General features: G+C 64.5%; 21 protein-coding genes and 1 pseudogene. 13 read left to right on the forward strand and 9 right to left on the reverse strand.

All coding sequences use genetic code 11. From position 1 onward, the window contains the following. From JMY28_RS35705 to queF, 3 genes and pseudogenes are all read left to right on the forward strand, one after another. Positions 1-427, forward strand: a pseudogene (locus JMY28_RS35705) (threonine ammonia-lyase, biosynthetic); the annotation flags it as partial. A 12-nt stretch (positions 428-439) separates the two neighbouring features. Further along, positions 440-1,360 (forward strand): 5'-nucleotidase, encoded by a 921-nt coding sequence (locus JMY28_RS35710; RefSeq protein ID WP_201700598.1) that lies wholly within the window; start codon positions 440-442, stop codon positions 1,358-1,360. Further along, entirely contained in the window at positions 1,357-2,181 is an 825-nt protein-coding gene (gene queF / locus JMY28_RS35715) for an NADPH-dependent 7-cyano-7-deazaguanine reductase QueF (RefSeq protein ID WP_201700599.1), read from the forward strand. The genes JMY28_RS35710 and queF overlap by 4 nt, the downstream gene beginning before the upstream one ends. Positions 2,182-2,262: 81 nt before the next feature. Here the strand turns inward: queF and mtgA are convergent, their stop codons facing one another. The 5 genes from mtgA to mpl all read right to left on the reverse strand — a co-directional run bounded on the left by mtgA (position 2,263) and on the right by mpl (position 8,115). Further along, positions 2,263-3,036 (reverse strand): monofunctional biosynthetic peptidoglycan transglycosylase, encoded by a 774-nt coding sequence (mtgA, locus tag JMY28_RS35720; protein WP_201700600.1) that lies wholly within the window; start codon positions 3,034-3,036, stop codon positions 2,263-2,265. A 36-nt stretch (positions 3,037-3,072) separates the two neighbouring features. Beyond that, on the reverse strand, positions 3,073-3,948 hold the full coding sequence (gene aroE, locus JMY28_RS35725; protein WP_201700601.1) for a shikimate dehydrogenase: 876 nt from the start codon (positions 3,946-3,948) through the stop codon (positions 3,073-3,075). Next, complete coding sequence (locus tag JMY28_RS35730; RefSeq protein ID WP_201700602.1) at positions 3,945-6,071, reverse strand: ribonuclease catalytic domain-containing protein; 2,127 nt, start codon at positions 6,069-6,071, stop codon at positions 3,945-3,947. The genes aroE and JMY28_RS35730 overlap by 4 nt, the downstream gene beginning before the upstream one ends. An 80-nt stretch (positions 6,072-6,151) precedes the next feature. Further along, positions 6,152-6,727: a YqiA/YcfP family alpha/beta fold hydrolase gene (locus JMY28_RS35735; protein ID WP_201700603.1), complete on the reverse strand. Its 576-nt coding sequence runs from the start codon at positions 6,725-6,727 to the stop codon at positions 6,152-6,154. Next, complete coding sequence (gene mpl, locus JMY28_RS35740) at positions 6,724-8,115, reverse strand: UDP-N-acetylmuramate:L-alanyl-gamma-D-glutamyl-meso-diaminopimelate ligase (RefSeq protein ID WP_201700604.1); 1,392 nt, start codon at positions 8,113-8,115, stop codon at positions 6,724-6,726. Before mpl ends, JMY28_RS35735 begins: the two co-directional genes overlap by 4 nt. Positions 8,116-8,362: 247 nt before the next feature. Here mpl and JMY28_RS35745 point away from each other — a divergent pair, with 247 nt between their 5' ends. From JMY28_RS35745 to JMY28_RS35790, 10 genes are all read left to right on the forward strand, one after another. Further along, positions 8,363-9,007, forward strand: a complete 645-nt coding sequence (locus JMY28_RS35745) for a UDP-N-acetylmuramate--alanine ligase (RefSeq protein ID WP_201700605.1) — start codon at positions 8,363-8,365, stop codon at positions 9,005-9,007. Between the two features lie 11 nt (positions 9,008-9,018). Continuing rightward, positions 9,019-9,585: a TlpA family protein disulfide reductase gene (locus JMY28_RS35750; RefSeq protein ID WP_201700606.1), complete on the forward strand. Its 567-nt coding sequence runs from the start codon at positions 9,019-9,021 to the stop codon at positions 9,583-9,585. Positions 9,586-9,779: 194 nt separating this feature from the next. Beyond that, positions 9,780-10,232 (forward strand): type II 3-dehydroquinate dehydratase, encoded by a 453-nt coding sequence (gene aroQ / locus JMY28_RS35755; protein ID WP_042270394.1) that lies wholly within the window; start codon positions 9,780-9,782, stop codon positions 10,230-10,232. A gap of 97 nt (positions 10,233-10,329) precedes the next feature. After that, positions 10,330-10,797: an acetyl-CoA carboxylase biotin carboxyl carrier protein gene (gene accB, locus JMY28_RS35760; protein ID WP_201700607.1), complete on the forward strand. Its 468-nt coding sequence runs from the start codon at positions 10,330-10,332 to the stop codon at positions 10,795-10,797. A 146-nt stretch (positions 10,798-10,943) separates the two neighbouring features. Further along, positions 10,944-12,311 carry an acetyl-CoA carboxylase biotin carboxylase subunit gene (gene accC, locus JMY28_RS35765; protein ID WP_201700608.1) on the forward strand — a complete coding sequence of 456 codons (1,368 nt, stop codon included), beginning with the start codon at positions 10,944-10,946 and terminating at the stop codon, positions 12,309-12,311. Between the two features lie 3 nt (positions 12,312-12,314). Further along, complete coding sequence (prmA, locus tag JMY28_RS35770; RefSeq protein WP_201700609.1) at positions 12,315-13,211, forward strand: 50S ribosomal protein L11 methyltransferase; 897 nt, start codon at positions 12,315-12,317, stop codon at positions 13,209-13,211. Between the two features lie 136 nt (positions 13,212-13,347). Beyond that, positions 13,348-14,745, forward strand: a complete 1,398-nt coding sequence (locus JMY28_RS35775; protein ID WP_201700610.1) for a zinc-ribbon and DUF3426 domain-containing protein — start codon at positions 13,348-13,350, stop codon at positions 14,743-14,745. Between the two features lie 106 nt (positions 14,746-14,851). Continuing rightward, on the forward strand, positions 14,852-15,352 hold the full coding sequence (gene tpx / locus JMY28_RS35780; protein WP_201700611.1) for a thiol peroxidase: 501 nt from the start codon (positions 14,852-14,854) through the stop codon (positions 15,350-15,352). Between the two features lie 98 nt (positions 15,353-15,450). After that, entirely contained in the window at positions 15,451-16,392 is a 942-nt protein-coding gene (locus tag JMY28_RS35785) for a carbohydrate kinase family protein (protein ID WP_201700612.1), read from the forward strand. 43 nt (positions 16,393-16,435) lie between these two features. Next, positions 16,436-16,912: an outer membrane lipoprotein gene (locus JMY28_RS35790; protein ID WP_201700613.1), complete on the forward strand. Its 477-nt coding sequence runs from the start codon at positions 16,436-16,438 to the stop codon at positions 16,910-16,912. Positions 16,913-17,184: 272 nt separating this feature from the next. Here JMY28_RS35790 and JMY28_RS35795 read toward each other — a convergent pair whose 3' ends face one another. The 4 genes from JMY28_RS35795 to JMY28_RS35805 all read right to left on the reverse strand — a co-directional run bounded on the left by JMY28_RS35795 (position 17,185) and on the right by JMY28_RS35805 (position 22,967). After that, positions 17,185-17,763 (reverse strand): histone H1-like DNA-binding protein, encoded by a 579-nt coding sequence (locus JMY28_RS35795; protein WP_069268515.1) that lies wholly within the window; start codon positions 17,761-17,763, stop codon positions 17,185-17,187. Between the two features lie 29 nt (positions 17,764-17,792). Then, positions 17,793-18,110 (reverse strand): hypothetical protein, encoded by a 318-nt coding sequence (locus tag JMY28_RS39205; RefSeq protein WP_236597197.1) that lies wholly within the window; start codon positions 18,108-18,110, stop codon positions 17,793-17,795. A gap of 93 nt (positions 18,111-18,203) precedes the next feature. Further along, on the reverse strand, positions 18,204-19,427 hold the full coding sequence (locus JMY28_RS35800) for a ribonucleotide-diphosphate reductase subunit beta (protein ID WP_201700614.1): 1,224 nt from the start codon (positions 19,425-19,427) through the stop codon (positions 18,204-18,206). A gap of 549 nt (positions 19,428-19,976) precedes the next feature. Beyond that, entirely contained in the window at positions 19,977-22,967 is a 2,991-nt protein-coding gene (locus tag JMY28_RS35805; protein WP_201700615.1) for a ribonucleoside-diphosphate reductase subunit alpha, read from the reverse strand. Positions 22,968-23,217: the final 250 nt, after the last annotated feature.

Here is a 23,217-nt window from a genome sequence, read left to right on the forward strand (position 1 = left end):
CGATGCCGAGCGCGCGCACATCTTCGTGGGGGTGCAGATCCGCAACCGCGGCGAGTCGCAGCAGATCGCGAAGACCTTCGTCGATCACGGTTTCCCGAGCGTCGATCTCACTGGCGACGAACTGTCGAAGCAGCATATCCGCTACATGGTGGGCGGCCGCTCGCCACTCGCGCATGACGAGCGTCTGTTCCGCTTCGAGTTCCCGGAGCGGCCCGGCGCGCTCATGCGCTTCCTGTCGTCGATGGCGCCGAACTGGAACATCAGCCTCTTTCACTACCGCAACCAGGGCGCCGACTACAGCTCGATTCTGGTGGGCATCCAGGTGCCCGCGGCCGAGGACGCCGAGTTCCGCCGCTTTCTCGCGACGCTCGGTTATCCGCATTGGGAAGAGACGCAGAACCCGGCGTATCGGTTGTTCCTCGCGTAACCGGCCGCCATCGTGTCCGTTTCGCTTTCCGACAAACTCGTCGTCGCCATTTCGTCGCGTGCCCTCTTCGATTTCGAGGAGGAAAACCACGTGTTCGAGGCCGGCAACCTGCAAGCCTACGAGGCGCTCCAGCGCGAGCGCCTGAACTTGCCCGCGCGGCCGGGCGTGGCGTTCGCGCTCATTCGCAAGCTGCTTGCGCTCAACAATGGCGCGCATCACGTGGAAGTCGTGATCCTCTCGCGCAGCGATCCCATCAGTGGCCTGCGTGCGTTCAGTTCGTGCCGCGAGCACGGGCTCGACATCCAGCGCGGCGTGTTCACGCGCGGGCGCGAGCCTTGGCACTACCTCAAGCCGCTCAACGCTTCGCTGTTCCTTTCCGCGAACCCGGCCGACGTGAAGAGCGCGCTCGACGCCGGCTTCCCCGCCGCACGCGTCTTTCCCGAATCGGCGACAATGGCGGAACGCAACGCGCACGAGATTCGCATTGCGTTCGACGGCGATGCGGTGCTGTTTTCCGATGAAGCCGAGCAGATCTTCCAGAGCAAGGGCCTTTCCGCCTTCGTGAGCCACGAGCGCGACAACCGCGAACTGCCGCTCGCGCATGGCCCGCTGCAGCCGCTGCTAGCAGCGCTCAACCGTCTGCAGAAGCTCGCCGACGCGAACGCGCAAATGCGCATCCGCACCGCCCTTGTCACCGCGCGCTCGGCGCCGGCGCACGAGCGCGCAATCCGTACGCTGATGGCCTGGAACATCGAGATCGACGAAGCGATGTTTCTTGGCGGACTCGACAAAGGCCCGTTCCTGCGCGAGTTCGAACCCGATTTTTTCTTCGACGACCAGATCCGCCACTGCGAATCCGCGCGCTCGGTCACGGCCACCGGGCATGTGGCAAGCGGCGTGACCAATCTCGCAACCGAAGCCAACGCATCATGACTCCCGACCAATCTCCGCTCGGCAAGGCCTCCACCTACACCGAGCAATACGACGCCTCGCTCCTGTTCCCGATCCCTCGCGCCGGCGCGCGCGAGCAGATCGGCATTGGCGCGCGACTGCCCTTCTTCGGCAGCGATATCTGGAACGCCTACGAGCTTTCTTGGCTCAACGCGCGCGGCAAGCCGCAGATCGCGATCGCCACGTTCTTCATTCCCGCCGATTCGCCGAACATCATCGAATCGAAGTCGTTCAAGCTCTATCTGGGCTCGTTCGCGCAAACGCCATTCGAATCCGCCGACGTGGTGCGCGACACGATCAAACGCGACGTGACGGCGGCCTGCGGCGCATCGGTTTCGGTGAGGCTCGATCAGCCGGGCGCGTTCGGCAAGATCCCGTTCGAGGAATTCGAAGGCCTCTCGCTCGATCGCCTCGATCTCGACACGGAAATCTATCTTCCGGAGCCGACGCTTCTGAAAGCGGCCTTCGACGAAGCGCCGGTGGAAGAAACGCTCATTTCGAACCTGCTCAAGTCGAATTGCCCGGTGACGGGCCAGCCCGACTGGGGCAGCGTGCAGATCCACTACGTCGGGCCGCAGATCGATCAGGCGGGCCTCTTGCGCTACATCATCTCGTACCGCAATCACACGGGTTTTCACGAACAATGCGCCGAGCGCATCTTCATGGACATCCTGCGCGAGTGCAAACCGGACCGGCTCGCCGTCTACGCGCGCTACACGCGGCGCGGCGGCCTCGACATCAATCCGTTTCGCACCAACTTCAACATGCCGATGCCGGATAACGCGCGGCTCGCACGCCAGTAAGCGGAAGATCGGAGCACTCGCCAGAAAGCAAAACGCGCCGCAAAAAACGGCGCGTTTTTCGTTGGGGCGTATCAGCGGGCCTCAATGCGGCAACTCAGCCGCCCCCATGCGCCGCGCAATCACTGCCGTACGCTGCGCGAGATACGCCGAGTTGCGATGCTCATCGAAGTACTTGGGACGCGGCAGCATCACCGCGAGCCGCGCCGACTGCCACGGCGTGAGCTTTGCCGCCGTCGTGCGGTAGTAGTAGCGCGCGGCCGCTTGCGCGCCATACACGCCATTGCCCCACTCCACCGAATTCAGATAGATCTCGAAGATGCGCTCCTTGTCGAGCAGCGTCTGCAGCATCCACGTGATGATGAACTCCTGGCCCTTGCGGATGTAGCTTTGCTCGCGCGAGAGGAACAGGTTGCGCGCGAGCTGCTGCGTGATGGTCGAGCCGCCGCGCACGATATGGCCGCGCTTCTTGTTCTTTTCCCACGCCTGGAGGATGGCGTCGGTTTCGTAGCCGTTGTTGTTGACGAAGTTCGCGTCCTCGGACGCGATGATCGCGCGCTTGAGGTTGCGCGAAATCTGGTCGTACGGCACCCACTCGTGCTGGATTGAAAGATCGGGTCGGTCGGAGGAAAGACGCGCGGCGTCGGTGCGCATGAATGCTGTGGTTTGCGGATCGACGAAGTTCCAGAGCGCGATTTGCGCGAAGTAGAAGAGTTGCGTGGCAAGCCACGCAATCGCGACCACGCAGACGCCCCAGGCGAGCCATCGCCGCGCGCCGGGGCGTTTTCGCGACTGCGCGCGCCGCCCGCTGCCGCTGCCGAGCGCCGCGGCTTGCGCACCGATGGCTTGCCTGCGCATGGCGTCGTCTCCGTTTTGTACGAGAGGCGCTGAGCGTTACGTGGCCTGCGCGGCCAACTGCGCGCGCAATGCCACCAGCACCGGTGCGCCCTCGGGCCGCACGCCGCGCCACACGAAGAACGACTCGGCGGCCTGCTCGACCAGCATGCCGAGGCCGTCAGCCGCGCGCGCGCCGAGTGCCTGCGCGTGGCGCATGAACACGGTGGGCTGCGCGCCGTACATCATGTCGTAGGCAAGCGTGCCGGTACCGAACGCGCGTTCGTCGCACTCGGGCAAAGCCGCATCGAGGCTGCCCGCCGTCGCGTTCACAATCACGTCGTAGGGCTTGGGATCAACCGCTTGCGGGCCTCCGCCGTTCAACAGACAACCAAACTCACTCGCCGCGCCTGCGAACTGCTCGATGAGCGCGTGCGCTTTGGGCGCCGTGCGGTTCACGATGGTGATCTCACTCGGGCGGCGTTCGAGCATCGGCAGCACGACGCCGCGCGCCGCGCCGCCCGCGCCGAGCAGTAGCACGCGTGCGCCTTCGAGCGAAACACCGAGGTTCACCTCGATGTCGCGCACGAGGCCGAAGCCGTCGGTGTTGTCGCCGAAGATGCCGTCTGCGTCGAAGCGCAGCGTGTTCACCGCACCCGCCGCCGCCGCGCGCGGCGAGAGCTTGTGCGCCAGTGCGTGCGCTTCCAGCTTGAACGGTACGGTCACGTTCAGGCCCCGGCCGCCCGCCGCGTGAAACGCCTGCACGTGCTCGACGAAACCGTCGAGCGGCGCGAGCAGACGGTCGTATTCGACGCGCTCACCCGTTTGCAGCGCAAACTGCGCGTGGATGTACGGCGACTTGCTGTGCGCCACCGGGTTGCCGACGACGGCGTAGCGGTCGGCATGCGCAACAGGCTTCGACTCGCTAACACTCATTCGCGCGGCTCCGTAGCGTGCTGTTCGCTCGATTGTTCTTCTGCCGCGGGCGCATCGCTTGCTGCGTCGTCTTCGCCTTCGCCCGCTTCCGCGACGGCTTCCGCTTCGCTTTGTGCGGACTCGTCGGCGGCTTCGATCAGCTCTTCGTCTTCGCCCGAATCCTCTTCCGCCTGCTCGCCGCTCGTCACGACGGGCGCGTCGAGCACGCGCAGCATGCGCACCGAAGCCTCGATGGTCAGCTCGTCGATCGACAGCACCTCCATCATCAGGCGCGTACCACGCGCGTGCACGCCAAGCGCGAGGACGTGCATAAGCAGGGGCACTTCTTCAAAGCGCACGAGGTCGTCCTTCACCACGCTCGCCGGGAATTCGCGGCGCGCCTCGCGGCCGCCCTCACCGCGCATTTCCTGCTGGAGCCAGCGCAGGCACCAGAAGTACTCCATGCGGCGCTGATGGTCGGCGTAGGCGGTGTAAGTCTCGTCGAAGCCCTGCACGACGGCGAACAGATCGGCGTCCTTGGGCTTGAACGGCGCGACGAGCTTGGCGGCGACACCATGCTCCACGCACGCGAGCAACTGCCACTGGTTCACGAGGTCCACATAGCGGCGCAGCGGCGAGGTGCTCCACGCATACTGCGCGACGCCGAGACCTTCGTGCGGCGCGGCGTTGGTCTGCATGCGCGTGCGCTTGGGGCCGCTCGGCGCGCCGAACGCACGCTGCGAACGATAGATGCCCGGTACGCCATGATCGTGCAGGAAGGCGCCCCACGTGGAGTTCGCGAGAATCGCCAGTTCCGCGACGATCATGTCGAGCGGCGAACCGCGTCGGCGCGGCGAGATGGTCACATGCTCGCCTTCCACGTAGAAGTTGAAGTCGGTGTTGCGCTGGACTTCGCGGCGCAGGCCGTAACCCGCGCGCGCCTGCTGGCGCTTCTCGAAGAGCGCCTGCGCGAACGGCCACAGCACGGCGATGTCGTCCTTGTGCGGATACTCGCCCGTGCCCGCCGCGAGCGTTTCTTCGGTGACGACCTCGTCGAGCGTGTTGTGGCGCAGATTGCTCTTCACGAATACGCGCTCGGCGCGTGTTTCGGTCGCGACGATCTCCTGCGTCTCGCGGTTCACGATGCAGTAGAGCGACAGCGCCGGGCGCAGACCGCCTTCCTTGAGCGTGAAGGCGTCGACAAAATCGTCGGGCAGCATCGTGATCTTGTCGCCGGGCATGTAGACCGTCGAAAGGCGCGTGCGCGCGATCGTATCCGCCGTGTCGCCGCGCTGGATGCCAAGCGCCGGTGCCGCGATGTGAATGCCGATGCGCACGCGGCCGTCGGCCAGATGCTCGATGGAAAACGCGTCGTCGATTTCGGTCGTCGTGACGTCGTCGATCGAGAAGGCCTGCACGTGCTCGGCGGCGTCGGGCAGATCCTCGGGCAGCGTGCCCACTTCAACGGGCGGGAAGCCCGTGCCGTGCGGGAAGAAGTCCGCGAGGAAGCGCGCCTCGTGCAGCGCGCGCGGCGAAGCGACGCCGCCGCATTCGAGCATGAGGCGCGGCATCGAAATGCCGCGCGCGGCGGCCGCCGCTTCGAGCGCCTTGTATTCGATGGAATTCTTGTCGGGCTTCGTGAGGAGTCCGAGCGCCTTGCCCTTGAATGCCTCGGGCAGTCCGCCGGCCTTCAGTTCCTCTTCGTACCCTGCCTGAACCAGCGCCTGCTGGCGCTTGCGCTCGAGCGAGGCAAGCGCCATCTTGAGCTGCTCTTCGGGCGCGCGCTGATACTGGCCGCGCCCCTTGCGGCGGAAGTACACGGGCGAACCATGCAGGCGCAGCACGAGCGCCGCGCGCTCGACAGGGCCGTACGTTTCGCCGTAATACTCGCTCGCAAGCGCTGTGTACGCGAATTCCTCTGCGGGCGCGCACTCCCAGAGGAAGTCGAGATCGATCTCCTCGGCAGCGGCGTCCGCCTGCTCCAGCAGTTCGCTCGCTGCCGGCTTCTCGAACTCGATCAGCACGTCTTTCGCGCGCACCTTGGCGCGCCGCCCGCCGGGCAGCTCGACCTGGAACGCATCGCCCTGACGCGACAACACACTGCCGGCCTTGAAACTGCCCGATTCCTCAAAGAAAACGTTCACTCAATACTCTCGTTCAGACTTGCTTCGACCGCCGGCGCGGCGCGCGGGCGGTGCTGTATACATATAGGCGTTCGCACGCATCAAGCGGCGTCGCAGAAACGGATCACTTCGTCGACGTAATCTGCGAACTCGCTGATGCCATGATCGCTGCCTTCGATCAGGTGTGTGGGCACACCCGGATAATGCGCGAGCATCTCGCGGTAATCGAGCACTTCGTCGCCGGTCGCGGCCATCAAATAGTAGCGCGCGGGCTGCGTCACACGGGCGACGGCCAGCGCACGCAGCTCTTCCAGATGGCGCGGTTCGACGACGATGCTGCCGCCGCCGTGCCAGAGCGGCTGCTCGCCCAGATACTTCGACAGATCGCGGTCGGGCACCACGGCGGGGTTCAGCAGCGCGGCGCGCCAGCCGTGCTTTTCCGCGAGATGCGTGGCGAAGTAGCCGCCAAGCGAACTGCCGATGAGCGTAACGCGCTCGCCCGGCTTCAATTGCGCGCCGATCTCCTGCTCGGCGAGTGCAATCGCCTCCTGCGGTGAAACCGGCAGCGTCGGGCACAGCCATTCGCCGCTGCGGCCCAGCTCGGCCATGCGCGCCGCCAGCAGTCGCGCCTTGAACGACTGGGGCGACGAGCGAAAGCCGTGCAGATAGACGATCACGCCGCGCTCCGTGTAGAGAGCGCATCGAGCAGCTTTTGATGCACGCCGCCGAAGCCGCCGTTGCTCATCACGAGCACCTGGTCGCCGGGGCGCGCGGCCGCAACGACCGCCTTCACGAGTGCTTCGAGATCGTGGAACGCGCGGGCCTTCTCACCGAGCGGCTCGAGCGCGCCAGCGAGATCCCAGCCGAGCGCGTCCTTGCCGCTGGGCGCGCCGTAGCCGAACACGAGATCGGCGTCGGCGAGACTGGCGGGCAACTGTGCCTTCATCACGCCGAGCTTCATCGTGTTCGAGCGCGGCTCGAGCACGGCGAGGATGCGCGTGTTTTCGTGGCCTACGCGTGTGCGCAGGCCGGCGATCGTCGTTTCGATGGCCGTGGGATGGTGCGCGAAGTCGTCATAGACGGTCACGCCGTCCACGCTCCCGCGCACTTCCATGCGGCGCTTCACGTTGCGGAACGTGGCAAGCGAGGCCGCAGCCTGCGCGGGCGGCACGCCGACGCTGCGCGCGGCGGCAATCGCCGCGAGCGCGTTCAGGCGGTTGTGTTCGCCCTGGATCTGCCAGTCGACCACGCCCACACGCTCACTGTTGTGATACACGGCGAATCGCTCGTCCACGGGCGCGCCGTCTTCCGCGGGCAGCGCCTGCCAGCCGCCATCCACGCCGAAGCGCTCCACGTCGCTCCACACGCCGCGCGTAAGCACGCGCTCGAGCGCGTCCGAACGGCCATTCGTGACGACGCGGCCCACGCCCGGAATCGTGCGCACGAGGTGATGGAACTGCGTTTCGATTGCGGCGAGATCGGAGAAGATGTCGGCGTGATCGAACTCGAGGTTGTTGAGCAGCGCCGTGCGCGGACGGTAATGGACGAACTTCGAGCGCTTGTCGAAGAACGCCGTGTCGTACTCGTCGGCTTCGATGACGAAGAAGCTCGAATCGGTCAAGCGCGCCGAAACGCCGAAGTTCAGCGGCACGCCGCCGATCAGGAAGCCGGGGTTCAGGCCCGCGTCTTCGAGCAGCCACGTGAGCATCGAGCTCGTGGTGGTCTTGCCGTGCGTGCCCGCCACCGCGAGCACCCACTTGTCGCGCAGCACGTGCTCGCCGAGCCACTGCGGACCCGACGTGTACGGCAGGCCGCGATTGAGAATCTCCTCCATCAGCGGGTTGCCGCGCGTCACCACGTTGCCGATCACGTAGAGATCGGGATTGAGTTCGGTCTGGCTCGCGTCGTAACCCTCGATGAGGCGGATGCCCTGCGCTTCGAGCTGGGTGCTCATCGGCGGGTACACGCCGGCGTCGCAGCCGGTCACCGTGTGGCCCGCGCTGCGCGCGAGCACCGCAAGTCCGCCCATGAACGTGCCGCAGATGCCGAGGATATGGATGTGCATAAGCCTGTCGCGCCGCGCGGGCGTCGTGAACGCGTCGATCGGATTGATCGGGTTGAAGAATGCAGAAGCTGGAATGGCGGCAGTCCTGCGCCGCCGCAGCAAAGACCGGTATTGTACCCGAGGCCCCGAGCCCTATTGGCTCGACCTCGGCCTGAGGCCCGACGGAAAACCCCTGGCGACCTCGGCGGCGGGTGCGGCTCAGTGGCCGCCGCCGGGAGGCCAGGGCGATCTCTAGTATCATTAAAGGATGGTTCGCAGATCACATTTCGATCCCCAGCGCGTGCGCGAGGAAATCGCCATCGCGGCAGCAAGGATGATCGCCGAGGACGGCCTCGACTACGCCACCGCCAAACGCAAGGCAGCCCGGCAGGTGGTGGGGGAAACGCGTATCGAAGGCACCTGGCTGCCCGATAACGATCAGATCGAGGAAGAGATCCGCGAATATCAGGCGCTCTTTCAGAGTGACACCCAGCCTGCGGTGCTGCGCCGCCTGCGCGAAATCGCGCTCGAATGGATGCAGCGACTCCAACCGTTCAATCCGTTCCTGACCGGTGCGGTGCTCAACGGCACGGCGGGCGAGCACTCCGACATCCATCTGCAGATTTTTTGTGACAACGCGAAGGATGTCGCGATCTGGCTCCTGAATGCGAACGTGCAGTACGACGTGTCGGAAACACGCCATTTCGCGGCGCGCGGCTTGGTGGAAACGCTCAGCTTCATGTGGCGCGCGTCACGCGCCGAGGAGCCGGTGGGCATACACGTTGCGCTCTACAATACGGACGACTTGCGCGGCGCCGTGCGCGCCGACGCGCGTGGCAGGCTGCCGCGCGCCAATGCGCAGGCCCTCCAGGCGCTGATCGACGAGAGCGGCGCCACTTCTTCCACAACCTGAATACGGCAGCGATGAATACGAAGCGGATTCTGGCCGGCGTGGCAGTGGCGGCAATCGCCGCAGGCGGCGGCATACTGGCTGGGCACTGGGCATCGAGCGGCAGCGCTGGCGTGGCCGACGCAGCCTCGGTAAGTGCAGCCTCGGCGAGCGGCAAGCAGAATGCGGTCGGCCAGCTCTGGTCGGCGGCGGTCACGAACCCGGACGGCAAGGCGCAATCGCTCGCCATCTACAAGGGCCGGCCAATCGTCGTCAACTTCTGGGCCTCGTGGTGCGGCCCATGCATCGAGGAAATGCCGGAGCTTTCCGCGCTCCAGCGTGAATACGCGAAGAAGGGCATTCAGTTCGTCGGCTTGGGCGTGGATTCGGCGACGAACATCAAGACGTTCCTCAAGAAGGTACCCGTCGATTACCCGATCTACATCGCCGGCTTCGGCGGCGCGGATGTCGCGCGCGCGTTCGGCAACAATGCGGGCGGCTTACCTTACACGGTGGTAATCGACGCGAACGGCGCCGTTCGTGCGACAAAATTAGGACAAATCAAGCCGGACGAGCTTCGACGCACGCTCGATGCGCTTTGACGCAGCAGAAGGTCTGACAAGATCTTAAGCGCCGTATCACGGATTTTGCCGTGAAATTCCTGTCATTTGACTGAAGATCGGCCCAGACCGCCGCCGGGAAGCGTAGTCAGGGCCATATCCCCTTATCGGAAAACTAGACAAATTTCTCTAATCGGCGCTAAAGTTCGCGCAATTCCACGGAAAAAGAAGCGACCATGACGCGACTGTTGGTTCTGCACGGCCCCAACCTCAATCTTCTCGGCACCCGGGAACCGGAGGTGTACGGGCGCGTGACGCTGCCACAGATCGATCAGGCGCTCTCGGACCGCGCGGCGGACGCCGGCGTCGAACTCGCGACCTTCCAGAGCAACCACGAAGGCGCGTTGGTCGACCGCATTCAGTCGGCCCGCACCGAGCAGACCGACTTCATCCTGATCAACCCGGCCGCGTACACGCATACGAGCGTCGCGATCAGGGATGCGCTGGCAGGCGTCGGCATCCCGTTCGTCGAGATTCACTTGTCGAACGTGCATCGCCGTGAGTCCTTCCGGCACCATTCGTATTTCTCCGACCAGGCCGAAGGTGTGATTTGCGGCCTCGGCTGGAAGGGTTATCTCTACGCGCTCGAATACGCGCTCGACCGGCTCGCTGCCCGGTCGGCGGCCTGATTCCCGCGCCGGATGACCGTCAATACCTGAACAACAACCCGTGTCGGGACGCGCGCGCCCCGGCACTTCACGTATTCAAAGTAAAAGGGGCTGCACCATGGATCTACGTAAGCTGAAGACTCTGATCGACCTCGTCTCCGAATCGGGCATCTCGGAGCTCGAAGTGACCGAGGGTGAAGGCAAGGTGCGCATCGTCAAGAACGCGCCGCCGGTTTACGTGCAGCCTGGCCCCGCGCAATACGGGGCACCGATCATGGGCGCGCCGCTCGCCGCTCCCGCCCACGTCGGCGACGCCGCAGCAGCGGCCCCCGCCGCGCCCGCCGTGCCGCAAGGTCACGTCGTGACCTCGCCGATGGTGGGCACGTTCTACCGCGCACCGTCGCCGGGCGCCGACCCGTTCGTCCAGGTTGGCGACACGGTCAAGGAAGGCCAGACGCTTTGCATCATCGAAGCGATGAAGCTGCTCAACGAGATCGAGTCGGACGCAGCCGGCGTGGTCAAGGAAATCCTCGTCGAGAACGGCCAGGCAGTCGAATACGGCCAGCCGCTCTACGTGATCGCCTAAGCTTTTCTGCGCGCGGCGGCGGCTTTCTTTTTGGCCGCGCCGCGTTTGTCGCGTTTGGCGCCTCATGACGGCGACGTACGCGACCGATCCTCTGAGGCGTCCGCACACATGACTTGCGACGCCCTTTGATGAGTCGAATACCCACCATGTTTGAAAAAATCCTCATTGCCAACCGTGGCGAAATCGCGCTCCGCATTCAGCGCGCGTGCCGCGAACTCGGCGTCAAGACGGTCGTCGTCTATTCGGAAGCCGACAAGGAAGCCAAGTACGTGAAGCTCGCCGACGAGGCGGTCTGCATCGGCCCGGCGCCTTCGAACCTGAGCTACCTGAACATGCCGGCGCTCATCAGCGCGGCAGAAGTCACCGACGCAGAAGCGATCCACCCCGGCTACGGCTTCCTCTCCGAGAACGCCGACTTCGCCGAACGCGTGGAACAGTCGGGCTTCACGTTCATCGGCCCGCGCCCGGAAACGATCCGCATGATGGGCGACAAGGTCACGGCGAAGCAGACCATGATCAAGACCGGCGTGCCCTGCGTGCCGGGCTCGGAAGGCGCACTGCCCGATGATCCGAAGGAAATCGTGAAGATCGCGCGCGCGATCGGCTACCCCGTCATCATCAAGGCGGCGGGCGGCGGCGGCGGGCGCGGCATGCGCGTCGTGCACACGGAAGCGGCGCTCGTGAACGCGGTCAACATGACCCGCGAGGAAGCCGGCCGTGCGTTCGGCAACCCGCAGGTCTACATGGAGAAGTATCTCGAGAACCCGCGTCACATCGAGATCCAGATTCTCGCGGACTCGTTCAAGAACGCCGTATGGCTCGGCGAGCGCGACTGCTCCATGCAGCGCCGTCACCAGAAGGTGATCGAGGAAGCGCCGGCGCCGGGCATCGCGCGCCGCCTGCTCGATCGTATCGGCGACCGTTGCGCCGACGCGTGCAAGAAGATGGGCTACCTCGGCGCGGGCACGTTCGAATTCCTCTATGAGAACGGCGAGTTCTACTTCATCGAGATGAACACGCGCGTGCAGGTCGAGCATCCGGTCACCGAGCTGATCACCGGCATCGACATCGTGCAGGAACAGATCCGCATTGCCGCGGGCGAGAAGCTCTTGTTCCGTCAGCGCGACATTCAGCTGAAGGGCCACGCGATCGAGTGCCGTATCAACGCCGAAGATCCGTTCAAGTTCACGCCGTCGCCGGGCCGTCTCACGTCGTGGCACATGCCGGGTGGCCCTGGCGTGCGCGTCGACTCGCATGCCTACAATGGCTATTTCGTGCCGCCGAACTATGATTCGATGATCGGCAAGCTGATCACCTACGGCGCCACGCGCGAGCAGGCCATTCAACGCATGCGCATCGCGCTCTCGGAAATGGTGGTCGAAGGCATTCAGACCAACATCCCGCTGCACCGCGAACTGATGCTCGACGCGAAGTTCGTCGAGGGCGGCACGAGCATTCACTACCTCGAAAGCCGTCTGGCCGAACGTCAGGCAGTGAAGAAGGACGAAGCGTAATTCATGAGCTACCGGGAACTGATCGTCGAGCTGGATCGCAATCGCGCAGAGGCACTGTCCGACGCGCTGATCGAGCTTGGCGCCCTCTCGGTGTCGGTGGAAGACGCCGACGCCGACACGCCCGACGAGCAACCGCTCTTCGGCGAACCGGGCCTCACCCCCGATCGCACCGCGTGGCAGCATTCGCGCGTGATTGCGCTGATCGCCGCCGATCAGGATCCCGCCGTGCTGCTCGCGGCCGCTTCGAACGAGGTAGGCCTCACTGAAGCGCCAAAGTTCTCGCTGCGCGAAGTCGAGGAGCAGGACTGGGTGCGTTTGACGCAATCGCAGTTCGACCCGATCCAGATCGGCCAGCGCATCTGGGTCGTGCCGTCGTGGCACGATGCCCCGGACCCGAACGCGCTAGTGCTCGAACTGGACCCGGGCCTCGCATTCGGCACGGGCAGCCATCCCACCACGCGTTTGTGCATGGAATGGCTCGAACAGCACGTGCAGCCCGGCAATTCGCTGCTCGACTACGGCTGCGGCTCGGGCATCCTCGCGATCCTCGCGAAGAAGTGCGGTGCGAATCCGGTGATCGGCATCGACATCGACCCGCAGGCGGTCGAGTCCGCGCGTCATAACAGCGAGCGCAACCGTGCGGAGGTCACGTACGGCCTGCCCGACGATTGCCCCGCCGGCGAGTTCGACATCGTCGTCGCCAACATTCTTTCGAATCCGCTCAAGCTGATGGCCTCGATGCTCTCCTCGCGCGTGAAGCCGGGCGGACGCATCGCACTTTCGGGCATCCTCGCGCGCCAGGCAGAGGAAGTCGCGCAGGTGTACGCGCAGTGGATCGACATCTCGGTCTGGCGCGAACACGAAGGCTGGGTCTGCCTCGCGGGCACGCGGCGCGCGTAATTTCTTTTCGTTCCGATCAGGCTCGCGCGAGCCTGATCGCGCCCCGAGCGGCATGGCCGAAGTCGTAGACTGTTGTGGATTGCCAGTAGAATGCGGGTATCACCAATCCTCCGGTCTACCCAGATCATCGGCTCACATGCTTCTGGCAACGCGCTGCCCCTTCTGTGAAACTGTATTCCGCATCCAGCCCACGCAGCTCGCCGTGCGGCGCGGCCTCGTGCGTTGCGGACATTGTCAGGAAGCGTTCGATGCGTCGGGCAGTTTGTACGAGATGTCCGAAGGCGGCGACTTCACGCGCGCCGTGCCCGTTGCTGCCGAGATCGCGGCCAGTCTGACGTCGGCGCCATCGGAGCCTGCTTCACACTTTGCTGCGCAGCCTGCTTCACAACCTGCTTCACAACCCGATTCACAGTCGGCGTCACAGCGCACTTCTCAGCAGCCTGATGTTCAGCGTGGTCAGGCGACTCAGCCTGCAGCAGCGGCGCCGTCGCAGGAGCCCCCTCCGCAGCTGAGCGCCACACCCAATTTCACGAATCGCACCTGGGACCCGTGGGCGCCGCCCCAGGACGGCCAGCTCGATTCGAGCCTGAAATACAACGCCGACAAACTACCAGGGGCAAGCATTGCCCCTGGCGCCACGCCTGGTGTCACACGCGGAGTCGAGTCGCGGATCATTTTTGACGACGAGCCGACGCTTCGGCGCACGCCCCACGATGGGCCGCACGCGCCGGCGACACCAGCAGCGCCCGCGGCAACTCCAGCCGCTGCACCGGCGCCAACGCCCGAGCAACCTGCAGCCGCCGAGCCCTTCCCACCCGCCGCGCGCTGGACGCGCAGCGAGCCGAACCTGGACACGAGCGGCCCGACCGAGCCGACCTTTTCGGCCAACGAAGCATCGGCTGCGGCCCACATGAACGACCCGGAACCCGCGCTCGGCCCTCGCACTCGCGAAGCCGCGCCCGAGCCCGCGTTCAGCGCGCTCTCGCCCAACGACGGCACCTCGCCATTCGCCGTCACCCGCGAAGCGCCGGCCCGCCCGCGCGGCTCGCGCGGTCTCGTCTGGCGCATTCTCGGCACGCTCATTGCCATCCTGTTGCTCGCGCTGCTCGTCGTGCAGCTCGCGTGGTGGCAGCGCGAAACGGTCATGGTCTACTGGCCCGACTCGCAGCCGCTCTATCAGCAGGCGTGCGAGCAACTCGGCTGCCGCGTGCTGCCGCCGCGCGACATCGACGGCCTGTTGGTCGAGCCGTCCGATCTGCGCCAGGTCGACAACGAGCCGCATCACCTCGAACTGAGGGTGCCGCTGCGCAACCGCTTCAACGTGGCGCTCGCGTACCCAGCCATCGAGCTCTCGCTGCTCGACCGGCAGAACAACATCGTCGTGCGGCGCGTGCTGTGGCCGCAGGACTACGTCACGCCCGGCACGCCCATCGAAGCCGGTCTGCCCGCACGCACCACGCAGACCATGATCGTGCGGCTCGAGACGGGTGACGTGGTGGCGTCGAACTTCCGTATCGAAATTTTCTACCCCTGATTTTCCGTCTGTGCGCGGGCGCACTGGCGTGCCCCGCGCATTTCCCGGCGCCCCGCTTCGCGCGGGCGCGCCATTCACCACAACATGCATTCCCGGAGAGCACATCATGAGTCAAGTCACGCTAGGCGGTAACCCGATCGACGTCGCCGGCACCTTCCCGAGTGCCGGCCAGAAGGCCCCGGCGTTCTCGCTCGTCGGCAAGGATCTGAAGCCTGTCTCGCTCGCCGATTTCGCCGGCAAGCGCAAAGTGCTGAACATCGTGCCGAGCCTCGACACGCCGACCTGCGCCACCTCCACGCGCAAGTTCAACGAAGCCGCGGCCGGCCTGAGCAACACGGCTGTTGTCGTGATCTCGGGCGACCTGCCGTTCGCCGCAGCGCGCTTTTGCACGACCGAAGGCATCGCCAACGTCGTCACGGCCTCGACCTTCCGCGGCCATGACTTCGCGCAGGCCTATGGCGTCGACGTGACGAGCGGCCCGCTCACCGGCCTGACCGCGCGCGCCGTCGTCGTGCTCGACGAGAACGACAACGTCCTGCACGCCGAGCGTGTGAGCGAAATCAAGAACGAACCGAACTACGACGCCGCACTCGCCGCGCTGAAGTAATCCGGCGGCGGCGCACACGCTCAGAGCCCGCTTTCCCAACCGATTCGCAGGCCGGTGCGCCGCCCCTTCTCCTACCACGCCCTACAGGAATTCCCGCCTTGGCTACGCTGATCTGCGGCTCGCTCGCCTACGACAACATCATGACCTTCGAAGGTCGCTTTCGGGAGCACATCCTGCCCGAGCAGGTGCACATCCTGAACGTGAGCTTTCTCGTGCCGACGATGCGCCGCGAGTTCGGCGGCTGTGCCGGCAACATCGCGTACTCGCTGCATCTGCTCGGCGGCGACGCGCGCATCATGGCGACACTCGGCGCCGCCGATGCGCGCCCCTATCTCGAACGCCTCGACACGCTAGGCCTCTCGAAGGCGCACGTGCGTGTGCTGGACGATACCTGGTCCGCGCAGGCGATGATCACGACCGACCTCGAGAACAACCAGATCACCGCGTTCCACCCGGGTGCGATGATGCAATCGCATTTGAACCGCGCCGACGAAGCGCCCGGCATCAAGCTCGGCATCGTCGCGCCCGACGGCTTCGACGGCATGGTTCAGCACGTCGAGCAGTTCGCGAAGGCCGGTGTGCCGTTTATCTTTGATCCGGGTCAGGGTCTGCCGCTCTTCGACGGTGCGTCTTTGCGCCGCGCAATTGAACTTGCGACCTACGTAGCGGTCAACGACTACGAAGCAAACCTTGTCAGCCATCGCACCGGCTGGTCGTTCGACGAAATCGCCAGCCATGTCGACGCGCTGATCATCACGCGCGGCGAGCACGGCTCGCAGATCTACCACGGCGGCAAGATCGAGGAGATTCCTCCGGTCAAGGCCGCTCAGGTGCTCGACCCGACCGGTTGCGGCGACGCTTTCCGCGGCGGCCTGCTCTACGGCATCGAGAACGGCCTCGACTGGGCAACCACGGGGCGTCTCGCGAGCCTGATGGGCGCGCTCAAGATCGAACATCTCGGTCCGCAGAACTATGCGCCCACGCGGGCGCAGATCAACGAACGGTTCAAGGAGGCATTCGGCTACGAACTGCCGAACTGAACGCGGGCGCCGCACACGAACGGCGCCCATTGGAGCTACGGGAATGAAAATAACAAGTCGTCTGATTGTTGCAGCCATGATCGCGGGGTCGCTCGCGATGTCGGGCTGCGCCTATAACAGCAGTTCCGCCGATGTGTACACGGCCTCGCAGGCGCAGCGCGAGCAAACGGTGCGCATGGCCACGATCGAAAGCGTGCGCGCGGTGAAGATCAGCTCGAACAACGGCCAGCCTAGCGGCCTTGGCGCGATCGGCGGCGGCGCGCTCGGCGCGGTGGCCGGCAGTCAGATCGGCGGTGGCACGGGCTCGATCGTCACCGGCATCATTGGCGGCATTGCGGGCGCCGTGGCAGGCAACGCAGTCGAGAACGGCGTCGCCATGCGCGACGGCCTCGAGATCACCGTGCGCCTCGACAACGGCGACTACCGAGCCATCACGCAAACGGCGACCGGCGAAGTCTTCAACGCGGGCGACCGCGTGCGGCTGCTCTCGAGCGGCGGCGTGACGCGCGTCACGCACTAAAGCTTTCCCCTGTACCGCTGCGGCGCCTCGCACCGGATGCGGAACCTCAGGCGCATGTGCTCCCCTGTGCATGCGCCTTTTTTCATGCCCGCGCGCGCGGCATGAGCGTGCCCTCGCACCCCCAACGTCAATTATTACGAAGTCCAGACGAAAAAAATCCCGCCGCGGACAACCCAGCGACGGGATTGGGATCGAGCCTGGCGCTCCATGCCGCCCGGCCCGGCCAACGAAGCGCGCGAACGATGTAGCCTGCGCGCTTCGTCTCGGACTGCTTACGGACGGCTGCCGGTCGGGAACGGCCATGCTGCGGCCGGATTCAGGGCAGTCTTGACCGTTGCTGCGGGCGCGGACGGTTGCGCAGCAGGGGCAGCAGGTGCGGCAGCGGCCTTCGCAGGCGCCTTCTTGGCAGCCTTCTTGGCGGCAGCCTTCTTCGCAGGCGCAGCCTTCTTGGCAGCAGCCTTCTTCGCAGGCGCCTTCTTGGCAGCAACCTTCTTCGCAGCAACCTTCTTGGCCGCGGCCTTCTTCGCCGGCGCTGCCTTCTTCGCAGCAACCTTCTTCACGGCGACTTTCTTGGCTGCAACCTTCTTCGCTGCGGCCTTCTTCGCCGGTGCTGCCTTCTTCGCAGCAACCTTCTTCACGGCGACTTTCTTGGCTGCAACCTTCTTCGCTGCGGCCTTCTTCGCCGGTGCTGCCTTCTTTGCAGCAACCTTCTTCACGGCGACTTTCTTGGCTGCGACCTTCTTGACCGCGACCTTCTTCGCTGCGGCCTTCTTCGCCGGAGCTGCCTTCTTCGCTGCAACCTTCTTCACTGCGGCCTTCTTAGCCGCCGGTTTCTTCTTGGCAGTAGCCATTTTTTTTCTCCTTCAGGTTCAGATGAGAGTCAGTTCAAACTACACCCTTCGTCAAAACCCGCTTCCCGCGAACGCTTCTCACGGCGCACGCTGCGAAGCGGGCTATTCATCGGCGTACGCTGATCCCGCGCGCTTACGCTAATGAATGCGGTAAGGCGCGCCGTGCCACGAGGCACAGCGCGCCAAGTCATTCCGGCGTCGGCTACCGACACCGGGCAACGTTCGTTGAAAGCGGCGACTACATAGCCAGCGCGCTTTTCCGGGGGGAAGTTTGCCCATCCCTCTGAAGGGTTCGCAAAGTGCCTGTCACGTCGATGAGCCAACCTGGCTCCGGGCATGCTTTGCATCAGGCGTTCCTGCTCCTAATCATCATGCCGGTCGAGGCGGCTCGCGCGCCGCCTCCGGCAACCCCAATAGACTTGCACCGCAGTGCGCCCGGGTTACTCCCAGGACAGCGCACCGCCCGTCTGATATTCGATCACGCGCGTCTCGAAGAAGTTGCGTTCCTTCTTCAAGTCGATCATCTCGCTCATCCACGGGAACGGATTCTCTTCGTTCGGGAACAGTTGATCGAGACCGATCTGCTGGCAACGGCGGTTGCAGATGAAGCGCAGATAGCTCTTGAACATCGATGCGTTCAGACCAAGCACGCCGCGAGGCATGGTGTCCTCGGCGTAGCGGTACTCGAGGTCGACCGCATGCTTGAACAGTTCGGTGATCTCCGCACGGAACGCCGGGGTCCACAGGTGCGGGTTTTCAAGCTTGATCTGGTTGATGAGGTCGATGCCGAAGTTGCAGTGCATCGACTCGTCGCGCAGGATGTATTGGTACTGCTCCGCGGCGCCGGTCATCTTGTTCTGGCGGCCGAGCGCCAGAATTTGCGTGAAGCCCACATAGAAGAACAGGCCTTCCATGATGCAGGCGAACACGATGAGCGACTTGAGCAGGTTCTGGTCGGCTTCGAGCGTGCCGGTCTTGAACGCGGGATCGGTCAGCGTCTGGATGAACGGGATCAGGAACTCGTCCTTGTCGCGGATCGACTTGACCTCGTGGTACGCGTTGAAGATCTCGCTCTCGTCCAGACCCAGCGACTCGACGATGTATTGATAGGCGTGCGTGTGGATCGCCTCTTCGAACGCCTGGCGCAGCAGGAACTGGCGGCATTCGGGCGCCGTGATGTGCCGGTAGGTGCCGAGCACGATGTTGTTCGCGGCGAGCGAGTCGGCCGTCACGAAGAAACCGAGGTTACGCTTGACGATACGGCGCTCGTCCTCGGTCAGACCGTTCGGGTCCTTCCACAGGGCGATGTCGCGGGACATGTTGATTTCCTGCGGCATCCAGTGGTTCGCGCAGCCCGCGAGGTATTTTTCCCAAGCCCACTTGTACTTGAACGGGACCAACTGATTCACGTCGGTCTGGCCGTTGATGATGCGCTTGTCGGCGACATTCACGCGCGCTTCGGTCGAGACCGGCGCTTGCGGCGGCGGTGCGACGGCGAAGTCGCTGGCGAAGATGTTGGTCGCCGTGGAAGCCTGAGGAGCGGAACGCAGACCAAACTGCACCTCGGCAGCCTGGACAGCCTGACCCGCGGGGTTGCGCATTGCGTTTTGCTGCGCACCGCTCGACGGAGTTACGGCCGTGATCTCGTCATCCCAGTTGAGCATAAATGTCACCATCAATTTAGATCGGTTTGTACCATCTTTTCGTGAGCGATAAAAGGGTTCGCACACGAAAAATCCTGTTTTCGATTCGCGTTGCGACCTCGATACAACACTTTGTTATCGCATCGTGTCGATTGCGTCGCATGAGCACTGCGTAGAGAGCACTGCTTCGTCGTGCTCACTTCGCATGTGCGATGTGCTTCGAAGGTCTTCGCGACATCGAGAGCGTGTGTGAAAGACGGTGTTCGCCGCGCGCTTTTCGCTCGCGCTGCGAGTGCGTTTTCACTCGCCGCTCACTGCTTGCCGCGCGCGGCGCTAGAAGCTCGCGCGGCCTTAAGTCTTGTCCCTGCGCGAAACTCCAGGGATTCCTTCCTGTTGCCTCTTTCGCGTACTGCAACACGCGGGGTGCGAGTTGCCGGGAGAGTCGGCGCGCATTGCGCGCGCCTCTTTCGTTGTTACATCTCGCTACGACTTGCTACTGTTGACTACCGATGCTTCGGTCCTCGCATGATGCGCGCGGCGTTGCACCGCACGCATCATGCGCAGCCAGCTTTACTGGCAAGCCTCGCACTCTTCGAAGCCAGGATCGCCCGGACGCATCATGCACACCGGACCATCTGCTTCCGGCGCGGCTTCGACTGCAGCTTCCGGCGCCGCCTGCATCGTGGTCGACCCTGCTGCACCGCCGAATGCGCCACCCGATGCGCCGCCGAACGCGCCACCTGCATTGCCGCCACCTTCGCCGCCCGTCGGCACGGCGTTGAGCGCGCCGTGCGCAACCGTCGACTTCTCGACGTGCGTCGCCGCCATCGTGCGCAGGTAGTACGTGGTCTTCAGACCGCGCACCCAGGCAAGCTTGTAGATCTCGTCGAGCTTCTTGCCCGAAGCGCCCGCCATGAAGATGTTCAGCGACTGCGCCTGGTCGATCCACTTCTGACGACGCGAAGCGGCTTCGACGAGCCACGTCGGATCGACTTCGAACGCCGTTGCATACACAGCGCGTAGATCAGCCGGCACGCGGTCGATGCGCGAGAGCATGCCGTCGAAGTACTTCAGGTCGGCGACCATGACTTCGTCCCACAGGCCGCGCGACTTCAGGTCGCGAACGAGGTAGTCGTTCACCACCGTGAATTCGCCCGAGAGGTTCGACTTCACGTAGAGGTTCTGGAACGTCGGCTCGATGCACGGCGACACGCCGATGATGTTCGAGATGGTCGCGGTCGGTGCGATCGCGATGCAGTTCGAATTGCGCATGCCGTGCTCTGCGATGCGCTCGCGCAGCGACGTCCAGTCCATCGACTCGCTCGAGTCGACTTCGACGTAGCCGCCACGTGCTTCGGCCAGCAGCTTGAGCGTGTCTTGCGGGAGGATGCCGCGATCCCACAACGAGCCGCGGTAGGTCGAGTAGCGGCCGCGCTCGGCTGCCAGCTCCGTCGACGCCCAGTACGCGTAGTAGCAGACGGCTTCCATCGAGCGGTCGGCGAACTCCACGGCTTCTTGCGAAGCAAACGGCGTGCGCAGAACGTGCAGGCAGTCCTGGAAGCCCATGATGCCCATGCCCACCGGACGGTGCTTCAGGTTCGAGTTACGCGCCTTCGACACCGCGTAGTAGTTGATGTCGATGACGTTGTCGAGCATGCGCATCGCCACGCTGATGGTGCGCTTGAGCTTGTCGTGGTCGAGCGCGAACGTGCCGTCGGCCTGTTCGACCATGTGCGCGACCAGGTTCACCGAACCCAGGTTACACACGGCGATTTCGCTGTCGCTCGTGTTCAGCGTGATTTCCGTGCACAGGTTTGACGAGTGGACGACGCCCACGTGCTGCTGCGGCGAACGGATGTTGCACGGATCCTTGAACGTGATCCACGGATGACCCGTTTCGAACAGCATGCCGAGCATCTTGCGCCACAGTTGCGCGGCCGGCAGCTTCTTGAACAGCTTGATCTCGCCGCGCGCGACCTTCTCTTCGTAAGCCGTGTAAGCCTGTTCGAATTCGGCGCCGAACTTGTCGTGCAGATCCGGGCAGGTCGAGGGCGAGAAGAGCGTCCAGTCGCCGCCTTCCATCACGCGCTTCATGAACAGGTCGGGAATCCAGTTCGCCGTGTTCATGTCGTGGGTGCGGCGGCGGTCGTCGCCGGTGTTCTTGCGCAGCTCGAGGAACTCTTCGATGTCGAGGTGCCACGATTCCAGGTATGCGCACACCGCGCCCTTGCGCTTGCCGCCCTGGTTCACGGCGACTGCCGTGTCGTTGACCACCTTCAGGAACGGAACCACGCCTTGCGACTTGCCGTTGGTGCCCTTGATGTGCGAACCGAGCGCGCGCACGCGCGTCCAGTCATTGCCCAGACCGCCGGCAAACTTCGAGAGCAGCGCATTGTCCTTGAGCGCTTCGTAGATGCCGTCGAGGTCGTCGGCAACCGTCGTGAGGTAGCACGACGAGAGCTGCGAGCGGTGCGTGCCCGAGTTGAACAGCGTGGGCGTGGACGACATGAAGTCGAACGACGAGAGCACGTTGTAGAACTCGATCGCGCGCGCTTCGCGGTCGATCTCGTTGAGCGAGAGGCCCATCGCGACGCGCATAAAGAATGCCTGCGGCATTTCGATGCGCGTGCCGCCGACGTGCAGGAAGTAGCGGTCATACAGCGTCTGCAGGCCGAGGTAGCCGAACTGCAGGTCGCGGCTCGCGTCGAGCGCGTTGCCGAGGCGCTTCAGGTCGAACTGCTGAAGCTTGTCGTCGAGCAGGCCCGCTTCGACGCCGCGCTTGATGAACTGCGGGAAGTAGTCCGCATAACGCACGGCCATTTCGGCTTGCGTCACTTCCTCTTCGAGAATTTCGCGACGGATCGTGTGCAGCAGGATGCGCGAGGTCGCCTGGCTATACGCCGGGTCCTTTTCGATCATCGTGCGCGCAGCGAGGATGGCCGAGTCGTAGACCTGGGTCATCGGCACGCCGTCGTACAGATTCTTCACCGTTTCCGCGACGATCGGGTCAGCGTTGACCGCGTCGCCGAGACCTTCGCACGACGACACGATCAGCGCGCGCAGACCTTGCATGTCGAGCGGGCGCGTCACGCCGTTGTCCGTGACGTTGATGCCAGGCGCTGCGGGCGCTGCCGTCTCCGGCGCGTGCGCGCGCTCCTGGTTGCGCTTCTCGCGATACAGAACATAGGCGCGCGCGACGTTGTGCTCGCCACCGCGCATCAGCGCGAGTTCGACCTGATCCTGGATGTCTTCGATATGGAACGTGCCGCCGTTAGGACGGCTGCGCACGAGTGCGCGCACGACGTTCTGCGTGAGCTGCTCGACGAGCTCGCGAACGCGGGCCGACGCCGCGCCCTGGCCGCCATTCACGGCGAGGAAGGCCTTCGTCATCGCGATCGCGACTTTCGAAGGTTCGAATGACACCACGCTACCGTTGCGGCGAATCACCTTGTGGTCGGCGAACTGCTGCGCGCTCGTCTGGCCGTCGTGCGTTTGGCCACCCAGCGTGTGCGCGGCGCTCGCGCTTTCATACCGGGTCGAGACGTTATCGGTCGTTTGCATGTGCAAAGCTCCTGGGTCCTGGAAAGGTGCGAAGAGAGTTCGCGGATTAGTACGGACGCCGACGCCGCGCCCCCGTGTGCGCGATCGATCGGGCGGAGAAAAAAGTCCAGCCTGGCGAGGCTGCCGGATGCGACAAGGCAGATGAATCACGGACTGCTTCGGTCTTCATCGTGGATGTCGCGATCATTGGCTGTACCTTCTCTCTCGATTACAGCCGGTGCGCCGGTTCTCTCGGCCGACGGCACCGTAC

It is taken from the genome of Paraburkholderia hiiakae, assembly GCF_904848665.1.
Classification (GTDB): Bacteria; Pseudomonadota; Gammaproteobacteria; order Burkholderiales; family Burkholderiaceae; genus Paraburkholderia; species Paraburkholderia hiiakae.

What these genes read in the sequence shown, in the direction of transcription:
- queF (WP_201700599.1), top strand. Translation starts at nt 1,357, where the DNA reads ATGACTCCCGACCAATCTCCGCTCGGCAAGGCCTCCACCTACACCGAG.
- mtgA (WP_201700600.1), bottom strand. Translation starts at nt 3,036, where the DNA reads ATGCGCAGGCAAGCCATCGGTGCGCAAGCCGCGGCGCTCGGCAGCGGC.
- aroE (WP_201700601.1), bottom strand. Translation starts at nt 3,948, where the DNA reads ATGAGTGTTAGCGAGTCGAAGCCTGTTGCGCATGCCGACCGCTACGCC.
- mpl (WP_201700604.1), bottom strand. Translation starts at nt 8,115, where the DNA reads ATGCACATCCATATCCTCGGCATCTGCGGCACGTTCATGGGCGGACTT.
- JMY28_RS35745 (WP_201700605.1), top strand. Translation starts at nt 8,363, where the DNA reads ATGGTTCGCAGATCACATTTCGATCCCCAGCGCGTGCGCGAGGAAATC.
- JMY28_RS35750 (WP_201700606.1), top strand. Translation starts at nt 9,019, where the DNA reads ATGAATACGAAGCGGATTCTGGCCGGCGTGGCAGTGGCGGCAATCGCC.
- aroQ (WP_042270394.1), top strand. Translation starts at nt 9,780, where the DNA reads ATGACGCGACTGTTGGTTCTGCACGGCCCCAACCTCAATCTTCTCGGC.
- accB (WP_201700607.1), top strand. Translation starts at nt 10,330, where the DNA reads ATGGATCTACGTAAGCTGAAGACTCTGATCGACCTCGTCTCCGAATCG.
- accC (WP_201700608.1), top strand. Translation starts at nt 10,944, where the DNA reads ATGTTTGAAAAAATCCTCATTGCCAACCGTGGCGAAATCGCGCTCCGC.
- prmA (WP_201700609.1), top strand. Translation starts at nt 12,315, where the DNA reads ATGAGCTACCGGGAACTGATCGTCGAGCTGGATCGCAATCGCGCAGAG.
- JMY28_RS35775 (WP_201700610.1), top strand. Translation starts at nt 13,348, where the DNA reads ATGCTTCTGGCAACGCGCTGCCCCTTCTGTGAAACTGTATTCCGCATC.
- tpx (WP_201700611.1), top strand. Translation starts at nt 14,852, where the DNA reads ATGAGTCAAGTCACGCTAGGCGGTAACCCGATCGACGTCGCCGGCACC.
- JMY28_RS35790 (WP_201700613.1), top strand. Translation starts at nt 16,436, where the DNA reads ATGAAAATAACAAGTCGTCTGATTGTTGCAGCCATGATCGCGGGGTCG.
- JMY28_RS35795 (WP_069268515.1), bottom strand. Translation starts at nt 17,763, where the DNA reads ATGGCTACTGCCAAGAAGAAACCGGCGGCTAAGAAGGCCGCAGTGAAG.
- JMY28_RS39205 (WP_236597197.1), bottom strand. Translation starts at nt 18,110, where the DNA reads ATGCAAAGCATGCCCGGAGCCAGGTTGGCTCATCGACGTGACAGGCAC.
- JMY28_RS35800 (WP_201700614.1), bottom strand. Translation starts at nt 19,427, where the DNA reads ATGCTCAACTGGGATGACGAGATCACGGCCGTAACTCCGTCGAGCGGT.
- JMY28_RS35805 (WP_201700615.1), bottom strand. Translation starts at nt 22,967, where the DNA reads ATGCAAACGACCGATAACGTCTCGACCCGGTATGAAAGCGCGAGCGCC.